The following is a 15,773-nucleotide window of genomic DNA, read 5'->3' as shown; positions in this document are numbered from 1 at the left end:
AATTGCGTAAGTATAATAGGCATCCACTTTGCAGGGGCGTAGTTCCAATTGGTAGAACAGCGGTCTCCAAAACCGACGGTTGGGAGTTCGAATCTCTCCGCCCCTGCCACTTTTTACACAATGTGTGCTAAGTCTGAAATTAAAAATCGGTTTAAACAAGTCAGTTTTTAAGTTTAGATTTTAATGGATTAACCCTGCCAGAGCGCAGGGTTGTTGTGTCTGTAGTTAAGGTAAAAATATTATGAGCACGAATGTAGAAACACCATCAAGTGCGATGGATTCAGTAAAGTGGATTGTAGCAATTGCGCTACTAGCAGGCGCAGTCGTTGGTAACCACATGTATGCAGACCAATCTGTATTATTACGTGCTATTGGTGTAGTGGTTGCTGTTGCAGCTGGTTTAGGCATTGCCTCACTAACTGAAAAAGGTCGTACTTTTCTTGCGTTTGCAAAAGAAGCACGTATCGAAGTACGTAAAGTTGTGTGGCCAACTCGCCAAGAAACAACACATACGACATTAATTGTAATGGTTGCAACTGTGATTATGGCGCTTATCCTTTGGGGATTAGATGGCATTTTATTCCGCGCAGTAGGCTTTTTAACTGGATTGGAGATCTAATCCCATGTCGGATGAGAAGAACGAAAAGAAACTACGTTGGTACGTAGTACAAGCTTTCTCTGGTTACGAGAAGCGTGTAGCACAAACTATTCTTGAGCACATCAAGATCGAAGGTTTGGAAGATAGTTTTGGTGAAGTATTAGTACCAACTGAAGAAGTTGTTGAGATGCGCGCTGGCCAAAAGCGTAAATCTGAGCGTAAATTCTTCCCAGGTTACGTACTAGTTCAAATGGACATGAACGATGCAAGCTGGCACTTAGTGAACAGCACTGCACGTGTTATGGGCTTCATTGGTGGTACGTCTGATCGTCCAGCGCCAATTAGCCAAAAAGAAGCTGACCGCATCTTAAACCGTCTTCAAGAGAACTCTGAAGCACCTAAGCCAGCTACATTATTCGAGCCAGGCGAAGTTGTTCGTGTTATCGATGGTCCATTTGCTGACTTCAGCGGTGTTGTTGAAGAAGTTGATTACGAGAAGAGCCGCGTGAAAGTGTCTGTTCTTATCTTCGGTCGTTCGACACCTGTTGACCTTGAATTTGGTCAAGTTGAGCAAGACAAGTAAGTAAAAAATTAAAGCTGCCAAAGTTGATTAATATTTTGGCAATACGCTTGAAAAAGGCCGCTGATTAACTTATAATCAGCGGCCTTTTTGTGTTAGGGCAAGTTACAACTTGTTTTATCACTAAAAAGTGAGAACCAATTTTTAAACTGGGAAGCCGTTAGAGTACGCGTCCTCGCGCGCACAAGGCTATGACCCACCAAATGAGGTATTTATTATGGCTAAAAAAGTTGAAGCTATTATCAAGCTACAAGTTGCCGCTGGTATGGCTAACCCTAGTCCTCCAGTAGGTCCAGCACTAGGTCAACACGGTGTAAACATCATGGAATTCTGTAAAGCGTTCAACGCACGTACAGAATCTATCGAAAAAGGCGCTCCAGTTCCTGTAGTGATCTCTGTTTACGGTGACCGTTCTTTCACGTTCGACATGAAAACTCCACCGGCTGCTTACTTACTTAAGAAAGCTGCAGGTATCAAATCAGGTTCTGGCCGTCCTAACACTGAAAAAGTGGGTACAGTAACTCGTGCTCAACTTGAAGAAATCGTTGAGACAAAACGACCTGACCTTACAGCGGCTGATATGGACGCTGCAGTTCGCACTATCGCAGGTTCTGCGCGTGCGATGGGCTTGAACGTAGAGGACTAAGATAATGGCAAAATTAACTAAACGTATGCGTACAATCCGCGAAAAAGTGGATGTAACTAAAGATTACGAAATCAACGAAGCAGTTGCTCTTTTAAAAGAGTTAGCGACAGCTAAATTCGTAGAAAGTGTTGACGTTGCTGTTAACCTTGGTATCGATGCTCGTAAATCTGACCAAAACGTTCGTGGTGCAACTGTACTACCTAACGGTACTGGTCGTGAAGTTCGTGTTGCTGTATTCACACAAGGCGCTAACGCAGATGCTGCGAAAGAAGCTGGTGCTGAATTAGTGGGCATGGAAGATCTTGCTGAACAAGTTAAGAAAGGCGAGATGAACTTTGACGTTGTTGTTGCATCTCCAGACGCTATGCGTGTTGTTGGTCAACTAGGTCAAATCTTAGGTCCACGTGGTCTAATGCCAAACCCTAAAACTGGTACTGTAACTCCTAACGTTGCAGAAGCAGTTAAAAACGCGAAAGCAGGTCAAGTTCGTTACCGTAACGACAAGAACGGTATCATCCATACTACTATCGGTAAGGTTGATTTCACTGCTGAGCAACTTCAACAAAACCTTGAAGCTCTTATTGTTGCGCTTAAGAAGGCTAAACCTTCTCAAGCAAAAGGTACTTACGTGAAGAAAGTAACTATCTCTACAACAATGGGCGCAGGTGTTGCTGTTGACCAAAACTCTCTAAGCACAGTTGTTGCTTAATTAAGAGTTTACATGGCGCGAAATTTGAACTATAATTTTGCGCCATTTTGTTGAGAAAGTTAATTTCGAAACAAGTAAAGAATTCGGGTTGAAGTCCATAATTTCGTAATGCCTTCGGGTTAAAACGATAAATTGGGCTTCCGTCCAAGACCGTAGGCGGCTTCGGCCTTAATATTTTACCTACGTAGACGGTGTGAATCCCCAGATAGATTTTTCCTAATCTTCTGGCTCTCGCCGTAAAAAGCATCTCCATCTTTGATGGGGAAGAGTAGAACAGGGAAGCCAATTTCGGCAACCCATTAAACCAGGAGTAACACCCATGGCTTTAAATCTTCAAGGCAAAAAAGCAATTGTTGCTGAAGTCAACGAAGCAGCCACTGGTGCTCTTTCTGCAGTTGTTGCAGATTCTCGTGGTGTAACAGTTGGTGCTATCACTGCCCTTCGTAAAGAAGCTCGTGAAGCTGGTGTATGGATGAAAGTTGTTCGTAACACTTTAGCTAAACGTGCTGTTGAAGGTACAGATTTTGAGTGCCTTTCTGACTCACTTGTAGGTCCAAGCTTAATCGCTTTCTCTTCAGAGCACCCAGGTGCTGCTGCGCGTATCTTCAAAGAATTCGCGAAGAAGAACGAGAAATTCGAAGTTAAGACGGCTGCATTTGAAGGTAACGTAGTAGACGCAGCTATGCTAGCAACTCTACCTACTTACGACGAAGCTGTTGCACGCTTAATGAGCGCTATGAAAGAAGCGTCTGCAGGTAAATTGTGTAAAACAATTGAAGCAGTACGTGTACAGAAAGAAGAGCAAGCTGCTTAATTTTAAGCTGTTTTTTTGTTCACTTTCGGTGTAATATTTTTTTTGGGCTATATTTAGTCCGTAATAATTAGGAAATTTGTAATGTCTGTAACTAAAGACCAAATCCTTGATGCTATTGCTGAAATGTCAGTAATGGACGTTGTTGCTCTAGTTGAAGCAATGGAAGAAAAATTCGGCGTAACTGCAGCTGCTGCTGTTGTTGCTGGTCCTGCTGCTGAAGCAGCTGAAGAAAAGACTGAGTTCGACGTAATCCTTACTGGCGCTGGCGCTAACAAGGTTGCAGCTATCAAAGCTGTACGTGGTGCTACTGGTCTTGGCCTTAAAGAAGCTAAAGCACTTGTTGAAGCTGCTCCTGCACCTATCAAAGAAGGTGTATCTAAAGAAGAAGCTGAAGCACTTGCAAAAGACCTTACTGAAGCTGGTGCTGAAGTTGAGGTTAAGTAATCTAGCTTTTGCTAGGTTCGCTGCCTGAGTAATCAGGCAAGGGCTGGTGATTATTTAATCACCGGCCTTTTTGCGCTATAGAGCGATGCAATCCTGTAACGCAAATAAAATCTAATTTTCTCTTTACTTTCAAGTTGTTACCTATTTTGGTGTTGAAAGTGTCAGAGCGAAATAGAACAACAATTTAATGTTGTACATCTTGGCTTAGATGCCAGTTAAGTCTGTTCTTACAAGAACAGGTCGGGTCAAAGATCAGCAAGCTGAGGAACCCCATGGCTTACTCTTATTCTGAAAAGAAACGTATCCGTAAGGATTTTGGTAAACGTCCACAAGTTTTGGATATACCTTTCTTACTGTCGACGCAGTTAGAATCGTTTAAAAAATTCTTAGTCCCTGACGCTGATGGCGATCACGGTTTGGAAGCTGCTTTCCGTTCTGTGTTTCCTATCAAAAGCTACTCGGGAAATTCTGAGCTTCAATATGTAAGTTATCGTATTGGTGAGCCAGTATTCGATGTAAAAGAATGTCAAATTCGCGGTGTGACTTATTCTGCTCCACTTCGCGTAAAATTGCGTCTTGTGGTGATGGACAAAGAAGCACCAGGCACAGTTAAAGACATTAAAGAGCAAGAAGTTTACATGGGCGAAATTCCGCTCATGACTGATACCGGTACCTTTGTTATCAATGGTACAGAGCGTGTTATCGTTTCTCAGCTACACCGTAGCCCTGGTGTATTCTTTGATAACGACCGCGGTAAAACTCACTCGTCAGGTAAAGTACTTTATAACGCGCGTGTAATTCCTTACCGTGGTTCATGGTTAGACTTCGAGTTTGATGCAAAAGATAACCTTTATGTACGTATTGACCGTCGTCGTAAATTACCGGCGTCAATCATCCTACGTGCACTTGAGTACTCAACGGATGAAATCCTAGAGATATTCTTCGATACAACTGCGTTTGAAGTTGCTGACGGTAAAGTTCTTATGGAACTTGTTCCTTCACGCTTACGTGGTGAAACTGCCGCTTTTGATATCAAAGGCGAAGACGGTGAAGTCCTTGTTGAAGCGGGTCGTCGTATTACTGCGCGTCACATCAAGAACATCGAGAAAAAAGGTATTAACCAATTAGAAGTACCGCATGAGTACATCATTGGTCGTGTTGTAGCTAGAAACTATGTTGATGAGTCAACTGGTGAGATCATCGCAAACGCGAATGACGAGCTATCACTTGAGCTAATGGCTGAATTGGTTAAAGCAGGTCACACTAAGATTGATACACTATATATCAACGAAGTGGACAGCGGCGCCTACATGTCAGATACATTACGTATCGACACAACAAGCAACCGTTTAGAAGCATTAGTAGAAATTTATCGCATGATGCGCCCAGGCGAGCCACCGACGAAAGACGCGGCTGAAGCCTTATTTGATAACTTGTTCTTCTCTGACGAGCGTTACGATTTATCAACAGTTGGTCGTATGAAGTTCAATAGCCGTGTAGGTTATGACTCAGATACTGGCCCTGGCACATTATCGAAAGAAGACATCGTAGCTGTTATGAAAGTGCTTATCGCTATTCGTAACGGTGTTGGCGATGTTGATGATATCGACCACTTAGGCAACCGTCGTATCCGTAGTGTTGGCGAAATGGCTGAGAACCAATTCCGCGTTGGTCTAGTACGTGTTGAGCGTGCTGTACGTGAGCGTTTAAGCTTAGGTGACCTTGACGCTGTAATGCCACAAGATCTTATTAACGCTAAGCCTATTTCGGCTGCGGTTAAAGAGTTCTTTGGTTCATCTCAGTTATCACAGTTCATGGACCAAAATAACCCGCTTTCAGAAGTAACGCACAAGCGTCGTATTTCTGCATTAGGCCCGGGTGGTTTAACACGTGAACGCGCTGGCTTCGAGGTTCGAGACGTTCACGTAACTCACTATGGTCGTGTATGTCCAATCGAAACGCCTGAGGGTCCAAACATCGGTCTAATTAACTCATTGTCTACGTACGCACGTACGAATGACTATGGTTTCTTAGAAACACCTTACCGTAAAGTGGTAAACGGTGTAGTTACTGATGAAGTAGATTACTTATCAGCCATTGAAGAAGGTCAGTTTGTTATCGCTCAGGCGAACTCAAACTTGAACGAAAACAATGAGTTTGTTGATGAACTAATTCCATGTCGTCACAAAGGTGAATCAACCTTTATGGGCAAAATGGACCAACAATATATGGACGTATCACCACAACAGGTGATCTCTGTAGCGGCAGCACTTATCCCGTTCCTAGAACACGATGATGCTAACCGTGCATTGATGGGTTCAAACATGCAACGTCAAGCCGTACCAACACTTATCGCGGACAAACCGCTGGTAGGTACAGGTATCGAGCTTACACTAGCGAAAGATTCTGGTGTAACTATCGTTGCTAAGCGTGGTGGTGAAGTAATGTATGCGGATGCAAGCCGCATCGTTGTAAATGTACATGAAGATGAGCGTATTCCAGGTGAAGCGGGCATCGATATTTACAACCTTACTAAATACACTCGCTCAAACCAAAATACATGTATTAACCAAAAACCAACTTGTATGGTTGGTGAGCCGGTAACACGTGGTGACGTATTAGCAGATGGTCCTTCGACTGACCTAGGTGACTTAGCACTTGGTCAAAACCTTCGCGTGGCATTCATGCCATGGAATGGTTATAACTTCGAGGATTCAATCCTACTATCTGAGCGTGTAGTTCAAGAAGATCGTCTAACGACTATCCACATTCAAGAACTACAATGTATCGCACGTGATACTAAATTAGGTCCTGAAGAGATCACAGCAGATATCCCTAACGTAGGTGAGTCTGCACTAGGCAAGCTTGATGAATCAGGCGTTGTTTATATCGGTGCTGAAGTTAAAGGCGGCGATATCCTAGTAGGTAAAGTGACTCCGAAAGGCGAAACGCAATTAACTCCAGAAGAAAAGCTACTACGTGCTATCTTCGGTGAGAAAGCGTCAGACGTTAAAGACAGCTCTTTACGCGTACCGAACTCTGTAACTGGTACTGTAATTGACGTACAAGTTTTCACCCGTGACGGTGTTGAAAAAGATAAGCGTGCGTTAGAAGTTGAAGACATGCAGCTTCGCGAAGCGAAGAAAGACTTCAACGAAGAGTTCCGTATCTTAGAAGCTGGTGTATTAGACCGTGCTCGTAAGCTACTTGTTGACGCAGGTCTGAACGCAGATTCAATTGCATCACTAAATGCTGAAAAGCTGCTTACTCAAAGCCTTGCTGAAGAAGACAAGCAAGCTGAACTTGAGCAACTAGCTGCCCAGTACGATGAGCTTAAAGCTGAATACGATAAGAAGTTTGAAAACAAACGTCGTAAGATCACTCAAGGTGATGACTTAGCGCCAGGCGTACTTAAGATTGTTAAAGTATACCTAGCTGTTAAACGTCGTATCCAACCGGGTGATAAGATGGCGGGTCGTCACGGTAACAAAGGTGTTATCTCGACTATCGTACCAGTAGAAGATATGCCATACGATGACAAAGGTCGTACGGTAGACATCGTTCTGAACCCGCTAGGTGTACCATCACGTATGAACATCGGTCAGATCCTAGAAACACACATGGGTCTTGCTGCACGTGGTGTGGGTGAGCGCTTAGAAGAAATGATGAAAGAGCAGCGTGAACTGCACGAAATCCGTAGCTTCGTTAAGAAAGTTTACGAATTAGGTGATTGTCGTCAGAAAGTTGATATCGACTCGTTCTCTGATGATGAAGTTCGTCGCTTAGCTGATAACTTGAAAGGTGGTTTACCGATCGCAACTCCAGCCTTTGATGGTGCTCGTGAAAGCGAAATCAAAGACTTACTAGAGCTTGGTGGTTATCCAAGAAGCGGTCAAGTTACACTTTATGATGGCCGTACTGGCGATCAGTTCGAACGTCAAGTAACTGTTGGTTACATGTACATGCTGAAACTTAACCACTTGGTTGATGACAAGATGCACGCACGTTCAACTGGTTCTTACAGCCTTGTTACTCAGCAGCCGCTGGGTGGTAAAGCTCAGTTCGGTGGCCAGCGTTTCGGTGAGATGGAGGTGTGGGCACTAGAAGCTTACGGTGCTGCATATACTCTACAAGAAATGCTAACAGTGAAATCGGATGACGTGAACGGTCGTACTAAGATGTATAAGAACATCGTAGATGGTAACCATAAGATGGAACCAGGTATGCCAGAATCGTTCAACGTATTGTTGAAAGAAATCCGCTCACTGGGTATCAACATCGAGTTGGAAGAAAATTAAGCCATTTAGGTGCGGCGTAAGCCGCACCTGTTAGGCCGAATAGAATGTAGGGGCGATTGGTTCGCCCTCAAGATTAACCTCCGACAGGAGAGCTAAGGTGAAAGACTTACTTAAGTTTCTGAAGCAACAAAATAAGACCGAAGAATTCGATGCAATTCGCATTGGTCTTGCTTCGCCAGATATGGTTCGTTCATGGTCATACGGTGAAGTAAAGAAACCTGAGACAATCAACTACCGTACTTTCAAGCCTGAGCGCGACGGCTTATTCTGTGCCCGTATTTTCGGCCCAGTGAAAGATTATGAGTGTTTATGTGGTAAATATAAGCGCCTTAAGCACCGTGGTGTTATTTGTGAAAAGTGTGGCGTTGAAGTAACGCTTACTAAAGTGCGTCGTGACCGTATGGGTCACATTGAGCTTGCGAGCCCAGTTGCGCACATTTGGTTCTTAAAATCATTACCGTCACGTATCGGCTTAATGCTAGACATGACACTTCGTGACATCGAGCGCGTACTTTACTTCGAATCATTCGTAGTAACTGAGCCTGGTATGACAACGCTTGAGCGTGGTCAGCTTTTAGGTGAAGAAGAGTACCTAGATGCACTAGAAGAGCACGGTGATGAGTTTGAAGCGAAGATGGGTGCAGAAGCAGTATTAGACTTGCTTCGTGAACTTGATCTTGGCCAATTAATTGCTGAAATGCGTGAAGAGTTACCAACAATTAACTCTGAAACTAAGCGTAAGAAGATCACTAAACGTCTTAAATTAATGGAATCTTTCCACCAATCAGGTAACAACCCTGAGTGGATGATCATGACAGTACTTCCAGTACTTCCGCCTGATCTACGTCCATTAGTACCACTAGACGGTGGTCGTTTTGCGACTTCTGATCTGAATGACCTTTACCGTCGTGTTATTAACCGTAATAACCGTCTTAAGCGTCTATTAGATCTAGCAGCACCAGACATTATCGTACGCAACGAAAAACGTATGTTACAAGAAGCGGTAGATGCGCTACTTGATAACGGTCGTCGCGGTCGTGCGATTACAGGTTCTAACAAACGTCCTCTTAAATCGCTTGCTGATATGATCAAAGGTAAGCAAGGTCGTTTCCGTCAGAACTTACTTGGTAAACGTGTAGATTACTCTGGCCGTTCTGTAATCACAGTAGGTCCTACGCTTAAACTACACCAGTGTGGTCTTCCTAAGAAGATGGCACTTGAGCTATTCAAACCATTTATCTATGGCAAATTAGAGCGTCGCGGCATGGCTACGACTATCAAAGCTGCTAAGAAGATGGTTGAGCGTGAAGTGGCAGAAGTATGGGATGTATTAGACGAAGTAATTCGTGAACATCCAGTATTACTTAACCGTGCACCAACACTTCACCGTTTGGGTATCCAAGCGTTCGAACCTGTGCTTATCGAAGGTAAAGCGATCCATTTACACCCATTAGTTTGTGCGGCGTACAACGCTGACTTCGATGGTGACCAAATGGCGGTACACGTACCGTTAACGCTTGAAGCACAGTTAGAAGCACGTGCTCTAATGATGTCTACAAACAACATCCTATCTCCAGCGAATGGTGAGCCAATCATCGTTCCTTCACAGGACGTTGTATTAGGTCTTTACTACATGACTCGTGATCGCATCAATGCGAAAGGCGAAGGTACTGTATTTAAAGATCCTAAAGAAGCTGAAAAAGCATACCGCAGTGGTAATGCTGAGCTACATGCGCGCGTAAAAGTACGTATTAGCGAAACAGTTAACAATGAAGAAGGTGAAGCAGTTGAGCAAGTATCTATTGTTGAAACAACAGTAGGTCGTGCAATTCTTTCACTAATCCTACCTAAAGGCATGCCGTTTGAGTTAATCAACCAAGCCCTAGGTAAGAAACAAATTTCTGGCTTATTAAACGAGTGTTACCGTCGTCTAGGTCTTAAAGATACCGTTATCTTTGCTGACCAAGTAATGTACACAGGTTTCCACTACGCAATGAAGTCAGGTGTTTCAATCGGTATCGATGACTTAGTTATCCCACCGGTTAAAGCAGAAATCATTGAATCAGCGGAAGCTGAAGTAACTGAAATCAACCAACAATTCCAATCAGGTCTTGTAACGGCTGGTGAAAAGTACAACAAAGTTATCGATATCTGGTCACGTGTAAATGAAAACTTATCACGTGAGATGATGGCGAACTTATCAAAAGACACTGTAATCAACGCTAAAGGCGAAGAAGAAGAGCAATCTTCATTTAACTCAGTGTTTATGATGGCAGACTCAGGTGCACGTGGTAGCGCCGCTCAGATCCGTCAGTTAGCGGGTATGCGTGGTCTAATGGCACGTCCAGATGGTTCAATCATCGAGACACCAATCACGGCGAACTTCCGTGAAGGTCTAAACGTACTACAGTACTTCATCTCAACGCACGGTGCGCGTAAAGGTCTTGCCGATACAGCACTTAAAACAGCAAACTCGGGTTACTTAACGCGTCGTCTAGTAGACGTTGCACAAGACTTAGTAATCAACGAAGACGACTGTGGCACAGAAGATGGCTTAACAATGAAACCGCTTATCGAAGGTGGTGACGTTGTAGAAGCACTTCGTGAACGTGTACTAGGTCGTGTTGTTGCTGAAGATGTATTAATTCCAAATACTAACGAAGTACTTGTTGAGCGTAACGTTATGCTTGACGAAAAACTGTGTGACCTTTTAGAAGAGCACTCAGTAGATGAAGTACGCGTTCGTTCAGTAATCACTTGTGATAATGACTTTGGTGTATGTGCTAAGTGTTACGGTCGTGACCTTGCGCGTGGCCACATCATCAATCCAGGTGAGTCAGTAGGTGTTATCGCGGCACAATCAATCGGTGAGCCGGGTACACAGCTTACGATGCGTACCTTCCACATCGGTGGTGCGGCATCTCGAGCGTCTGCTGAAAACAGTGTACAAGTTAAAACTAACGGTACATTGAAGTTACACAATGCGAAGTATGTATTAAACACAGACGGTAAGATTGTTATCACGTCTCGTTCAACAGAGATCACTATCATCGATAGCTTTGGTCGTGAGAAAGAGCGTTATAAAGTTCCTTACGGTGCGGTGTTAGCGGTACAAGATAATGCAGAAGTTCAAGGTAACGATATCGTTGCTACTTGGGATCCGCATAGTCACCCAATCGTTCTTGAGCACAAGTCAAAAATCTCGTTCAGCGACATTGATGACTCAAATACCGAAGCACAAACAGACGAGTTAACTGGTTTAACACGTGTGGTTGTTAAAGACTTAGGTAAAGCGAATGCGAAAGAACCTAAACTAATCATCGAAAGCGATGAGCGTGGTCTGCAAGAAACACGTCTTCCTTCATTCACAACGATTGAAGTAACAGACGGCGCAACTGCAAACCCAGGTGACGTACTTGCACGTATTCCGCAAGAAGGTTCGAAGACTCGTGATATCACGGGTGGTCTACCTCGCGTAGCTGACTTATTCGAAGCACGTAAGCCGAAAGATCCTGCAATCCTTGCAGAAATCACAGGTACTATCAGCTTCGGTAAAGAAACAAAAGGTAAGAAGCGTCTTGTAATCACTCCAGCTGAGGGTGACGCATACGAAGAGATGATCCCTAAATGGCGTCAACTTAACGTGTTCGAAGGTGAGCAAGTGTCTAAAGGTGAGGTTATCGCCGATGGTCCAGAATCACCACATGACATCTTACGCCTACGTGGTGTAACTCATGTAGCTAACTACATCGTTAACGAAGTGCAAGAGGTTTACCGCTTGCAAGGCGTTAAGATCAATGACAAGCACATTGAGACAATCATTCGTCAGATGCTACGTAAATGTATCATCCTTGACGGCGGTGACACTGAGTTCTTAGCCGGTGAACAAGTTGAAGTGGCACGCGTTAATATCGCGAACCGTGAACTTGAGAAGCAAGGCAAGATCCCAGCGAAGTTTGAAATCCAGTTAATGGGTATCACTAAAGCGTCACTTGCAACAGAATCTTTCATTTCTGCAGCATCGTTCCAGGAGACAACTCGTGTCCTAACTGAAGCCGCTGTAAATGGTAAGAGCGATGAGCTTCGTGGTCTGAAAGAAAACGTAATCGTGGGTCGTCTGATCCCAGCTGGTACAGGCTTTGCGTATCACCAAGACCGTTTAAACCGTCGCAAGCAAGGTGAAATCGTTGAAGAGCAAACAGTAAGCGCTGAAGAGGCAACTCAAGCACTAACTGACGCACTAAACGCAGATATCTCTGGAAACCAATAATCTCAACTTAATCAATAGATTAAGAAATCGTAAGGCAGTTATCTTCTGCCTTACGATGAGTTAAGGTTGACAGGTTAAACTTTGCTCATTAAAATTCCGCCACCCATTTGCCTGCACGTTTTGTAACGAGCATGTAAACAGGGCGGATTTTTTATTTTTTCAGTAGTAATTTTAATTTCAGGAGCTATTTAAATGGCAACTATTAACCAGCTAGTGCGTAAGCCACGTCGTAGCAAAGTTACTAAAAGTAACTCAGCTGCACTTAAAGCTTGTCCGCAAAAGCGTGGTGTATGTACTCGTGTATATACAACTACACCTAAGAAACCAAACTCTGCATTACGTAAAGTAGCGCGTGTTCGTTTAACTAACGGTTTCGAAGTAACATCTTACATTGGTGGTGAAGGCCACAACTTACAAGAGCACAGTGTAATCCTAATCCGTGGTGGTCGTGTTAAAGACTTACCAGGTGTGCGTTTCCACACTGTACGTGGTGCACTTGACTGTGCAGGCGTTAGCGACCGTCGTCAAGCTCGTTCTAAATACGGTGCTAAACGCCCTAAGGGCTAATGGTTCTCCGTTAGTAAGGCCAAGCACTAAATTTTTAAATTAATTGTTTTGGGTATTGACTCTAAAAGAGCAAACCTGAAGATACCGGAGATACAAAATGCCTAGAAGACGCGTAATAGGTCAACGTAAAATTCTTCCAGATCCTAAGTTCGGATCGGAACTTCTTGCTAAATTCGTTAACGTAGTAATGTTAGACGGCAAGAAATCTACTGCTGAAAAAATCGTTTATGGTGCGTTAGACGTGGCTGCTGAGAAATCAGGCAAGTCGCACCTTGAAATCTTTGAAGCTGCACTTGAAAACGTTCGCCCACAGGTAGAGGTTAAATCTCGCCGTGTTGGTGGTTCAACGTACCAAGTACCAGTTGAAGTACGTCCAGTACGTCGCAACGCATTAGGTATGCGTTGGTTAGTAGACGCTGCACGTAAGCGTGGCGAAAAATCTATGGGCTTACGTTTAGCTCAAGAAATCGTTGACGCTGCTGACAACAAAGGCACTGCGGTTAAGAAACGTGAAGACGTTCACCGTATGGCTGAAGCGAATAAAGCATTCGCTCATTACCGTTGGTAATCTGCCCTTAACCTTTAAGAGGATCATATGGCACGTACAACTCCACTTGAGCGCTATCGCAATATCGGTATTTGCGCTCACGTAGATGCAGGTAAAACCACCACAACAGAACGTGTTCTGTTCTACACGGGTCTTTCTCATAAGATCGGTGAAGTACATGATGGTGCTGCAACTATGGATTGGATGGAGCAGGAACAAGAGCGTGGTATCACAATCACTTCTGCTGCAACAACGTGTTTCTGGAAAGGGATGGACGCTCAATTTGACGACCATCGCATCAATATCATTGATACGCCAGGACACGTAGATTTCACTATCGAAGTAGAGCGTTCTTTACGCGTACTAGATGGTGCGGTAGTTGTTCTTTGTGCTTCATCTGGTGTACAGCCGCAAACTGAGACAGTTTGGCGTCAAGCGAACAAATACGAAGTTCCTCGCATGATCTTCGTAAACAAAATGGATCGCACTGGCGCTGACTTCTTAACAGTTGTGGACCAGGTGAAATCTCGTCTTGGAGCAACGCCTGTTCCAATTCAGCTACCAATTGGTGCTGAAGACGACTTTAAAGGTGTTATTGACCTTATTAAGATGAAAGCCATTAACTGGAATGCCGAAGATCAAGGCATGACTTTCACTTATGAGGACATTCCGGCAGAGCTTCTGGAGCTTGCAGAAGAATGGCGTTCTCACATGGTTGAGAGCGCTGCAGAAGCATCAGAAGAACTAATGGACAAATATCTAGAAGGTGAAGACCTGACCGAAGCTGAAATTAAAGCAGCTTTACGTCAGCGCACATTAGCAAACGAAATTGTTCCAATGACGTGTGGTAGTGCATTTAAGAATAAGGGTGTTCAAGCTGTGCTTGATGCTGTTATCGAATATATGCCTGCGCCAACACAAGTGAAACAAATCCAAGGTATCGTTGAAGATGGTACTGAGGAAGAACGTCCTGCTGATGACAACGCACCGTTTGCCGCACTTGCTTTTAAGATTGCGACAGACCCGTTCGTTGGCACCTTGACCTTCTTCCGTGTTTACTCTGGTACTGTTAAACAGGGTGATGCGGTATACAATCCAGTTAAAAGTAAGCGTGAGCGACTTGGTCGTATCGTTCAGATGCATTCAAACTCACGTGAAGAGATCAAAGTAGTCTACGCAGGCGACATCGCAGCGGCTATTGGTCTTAAAGACGTAACAACAGGTGAGACACTGTGTGATCCGAACTCAATTATTACGCTTGAGCGTATGGAGTTCCCAGAGCCAGTTATCTCTGTTGCGGTTGAGCCTCGCACAGTAGCTGACCAAGATAAGATGGGAATCGCGTTAGGTAAACTAGCGGCAGAAGATCCATCTTTCAGAGTACAAACTGACGAAGAATCAGGCCAGACTATTATTTCTGGCATGGGTGAACTTCACCTTGATATCATTGTCGACCGTATGAAACGTGAATTCAGTGTTGAATGTAACGTTGGTAAGCCGCAGGTAGCATACCGTGAAGCTATCCGTTCAGCTGTTGAAGTTGAAGGGAAGTTCGTACGTCAATCAGGTGGTCGTGGTCAATATGGTCACGTCTGGCTTAAACTTGAACCGATGGATATTTCGGAGGATGAAGCGCCAACTTACGAGTTCGTTAACGAAATCGTTGGTGGTGCCGTTCCTAAAGAATACATCCCTGCGGTAGACAAAGGCATCCAAGAGCAAATGTCTCAAGGTGTGCTTGCTGGCTACCCATTACTTGGCGTTAAAGCGACTCTATATGATGGTTCATTCCATGATGTAGACTCGAATGAAATGGCATTTAAGATTGCAGGTTCAATGGCGATGAAGAAAGGTGCGCTTGAAGCAAACCCAGCTCTTCTAGAACCAGTAATGAAGGTTGAAGTTATCACTCCTGAAGAAAACATGGGTGATGTAGTTGGTGACTTAAACCGTCGCCGCGGCATGATCGAAGGCATGGAAGAAGCATTCGGTGGTCTTAAGCAAATTAATGCGCAAGTACCACTTTCTGAAATGTTTGGTTATGCAACTGATCTGCGATCTGCAACACAAGGCCGTGCATCTTACTCTATGGAGTTTTTGAAGTATGCAGAAGCCGCTAAAAACGTTGCAGATGCAATAATTGCAGCTCGCGCTGTTATATGATTTAGCTTGTCTGGCCCAATAGTGGGTCAGGCGTTAATTTCTTTATAGGAATTTTTTAAGATGGCAAAAGAAAAGTTTGAACGCGTAAAACCGCACGTAAACGTTGGTACAATCGGCCACGTTGACCACGGTAAAAC

Annotated in this window: 11 protein-coding genes, 1 tRNA gene and 1 pseudogene; all 13 read left to right on the top strand. The window is 44.1% G+C overall.

Going from position 1 to position 15,773, the window contains the following annotated elements; translation table 11 throughout:
* Positions 1-32 precede the first annotated feature (32 nt).
* Positions 33-109, top strand: a tRNA-Trp gene (locus HUS61_RS19645).
* A 132-nt stretch (positions 110-241) separates the two neighbouring features.
* The gene (gene secE, locus HUS61_RS19640) at positions 242-619 is read left to right on the top strand and encodes a preprotein translocase subunit SecE (RefSeq protein ID WP_036971579.1); all 378 of its coding nucleotides are present in this window, start codon (positions 242-244) and stop codon (positions 617-619) included.
* 4 nt (positions 620-623) lie between these two features.
* Entirely contained in the window at positions 624-1,181 is a 558-nt protein-coding gene (nusG, locus tag HUS61_RS19635) for a transcription termination/antitermination protein NusG (protein ID WP_054554826.1), read from the top strand.
* Positions 1,182-1,395: 214 nt separating this feature from the next.
* On the top strand, positions 1,396-1,824 hold the full coding sequence (rplK, locus tag HUS61_RS19630; RefSeq protein ID WP_054554827.1) for a 50S ribosomal protein L11: 429 nt from the start codon (positions 1,396-1,398) through the stop codon (positions 1,822-1,824).
* A gap of 4 nt (positions 1,825-1,828) precedes the next feature.
* Positions 1,829-2,533, top strand: coding sequence for a 50S ribosomal protein L1 (gene rplA, locus HUS61_RS19625; protein WP_054564002.1), 705 nt, complete (start codon positions 1,829-1,831; stop codon positions 2,531-2,533).
* 319 nt (positions 2,534-2,852) lie between these two features.
* Complete coding sequence (gene rplJ / locus HUS61_RS19620; RefSeq protein ID WP_175080873.1) at positions 2,853-3,347, top strand: 50S ribosomal protein L10; 495 nt, start codon at positions 2,853-2,855, stop codon at positions 3,345-3,347.
* Between the two features lie 81 nt (positions 3,348-3,428).
* Positions 3,429-3,791: a 50S ribosomal protein L7/L12 gene (gene rplL / locus HUS61_RS19615; RefSeq protein WP_054554830.1), complete on the top strand. Its 363-nt coding sequence runs from the start codon at positions 3,429-3,431 to the stop codon at positions 3,789-3,791.
* A 272-nt stretch (positions 3,792-4,063) separates the two neighbouring features.
* A complete protein-coding gene (rpoB, locus tag HUS61_RS19610) occupies positions 4,064-8,089 on the top strand; it encodes a DNA-directed RNA polymerase subunit beta (RefSeq protein WP_055022150.1) in 4,026 nt (1,341 codons plus the stop codon).
* Positions 8,090-8,186: 97 nt separating this feature from the next.
* On the top strand, positions 8,187-12,359 hold the full coding sequence (gene rpoC / locus HUS61_RS19605) for a DNA-directed RNA polymerase subunit beta' (protein ID WP_062564380.1): 4,173 nt from the start codon (positions 8,187-8,189) through the stop codon (positions 12,357-12,359).
* A gap of 192 nt (positions 12,360-12,551) precedes the next feature.
* The gene (gene rpsL, locus HUS61_RS19600; RefSeq protein ID WP_002958885.1) at positions 12,552-12,926 is read left to right on the top strand and encodes a 30S ribosomal protein S12; all 375 of its coding nucleotides are present in this window, start codon (positions 12,552-12,554) and stop codon (positions 12,924-12,926) included.
* 97 nt (positions 12,927-13,023) lie between these two features.
* The gene (gene rpsG / locus HUS61_RS19595; RefSeq protein WP_054554834.1) at positions 13,024-13,494 is read left to right on the top strand and encodes a 30S ribosomal protein S7; all 471 of its coding nucleotides are present in this window, start codon (positions 13,024-13,026) and stop codon (positions 13,492-13,494) included.
* A gap of 27 nt (positions 13,495-13,521) precedes the next feature.
* A complete protein-coding gene (fusA, locus tag HUS61_RS19590; RefSeq protein ID WP_175080871.1) occupies positions 13,522-15,636 on the top strand; it encodes an elongation factor G in 2,115 nt (704 codons plus the stop codon).
* A gap of 60 nt (positions 15,637-15,696) precedes the next feature.
* Positions 15,697-15,773 (top strand): annotated as a pseudogene (locus HUS61_RS19585) (elongation factor Tu); the annotation flags it as partial.

Origin of the sequence: Pseudoalteromonas sp. 0802 (assembly GCF_013350085.1) — a bacterium.
Classification (GTDB): domain Bacteria; phylum Pseudomonadota; class Gammaproteobacteria; order Enterobacterales; family Alteromonadaceae; genus Pseudoalteromonas.
Note: the sequence above shows the minus strand (reverse complement) of the source record. Positions and strands in the feature narration are given on the sequence as shown.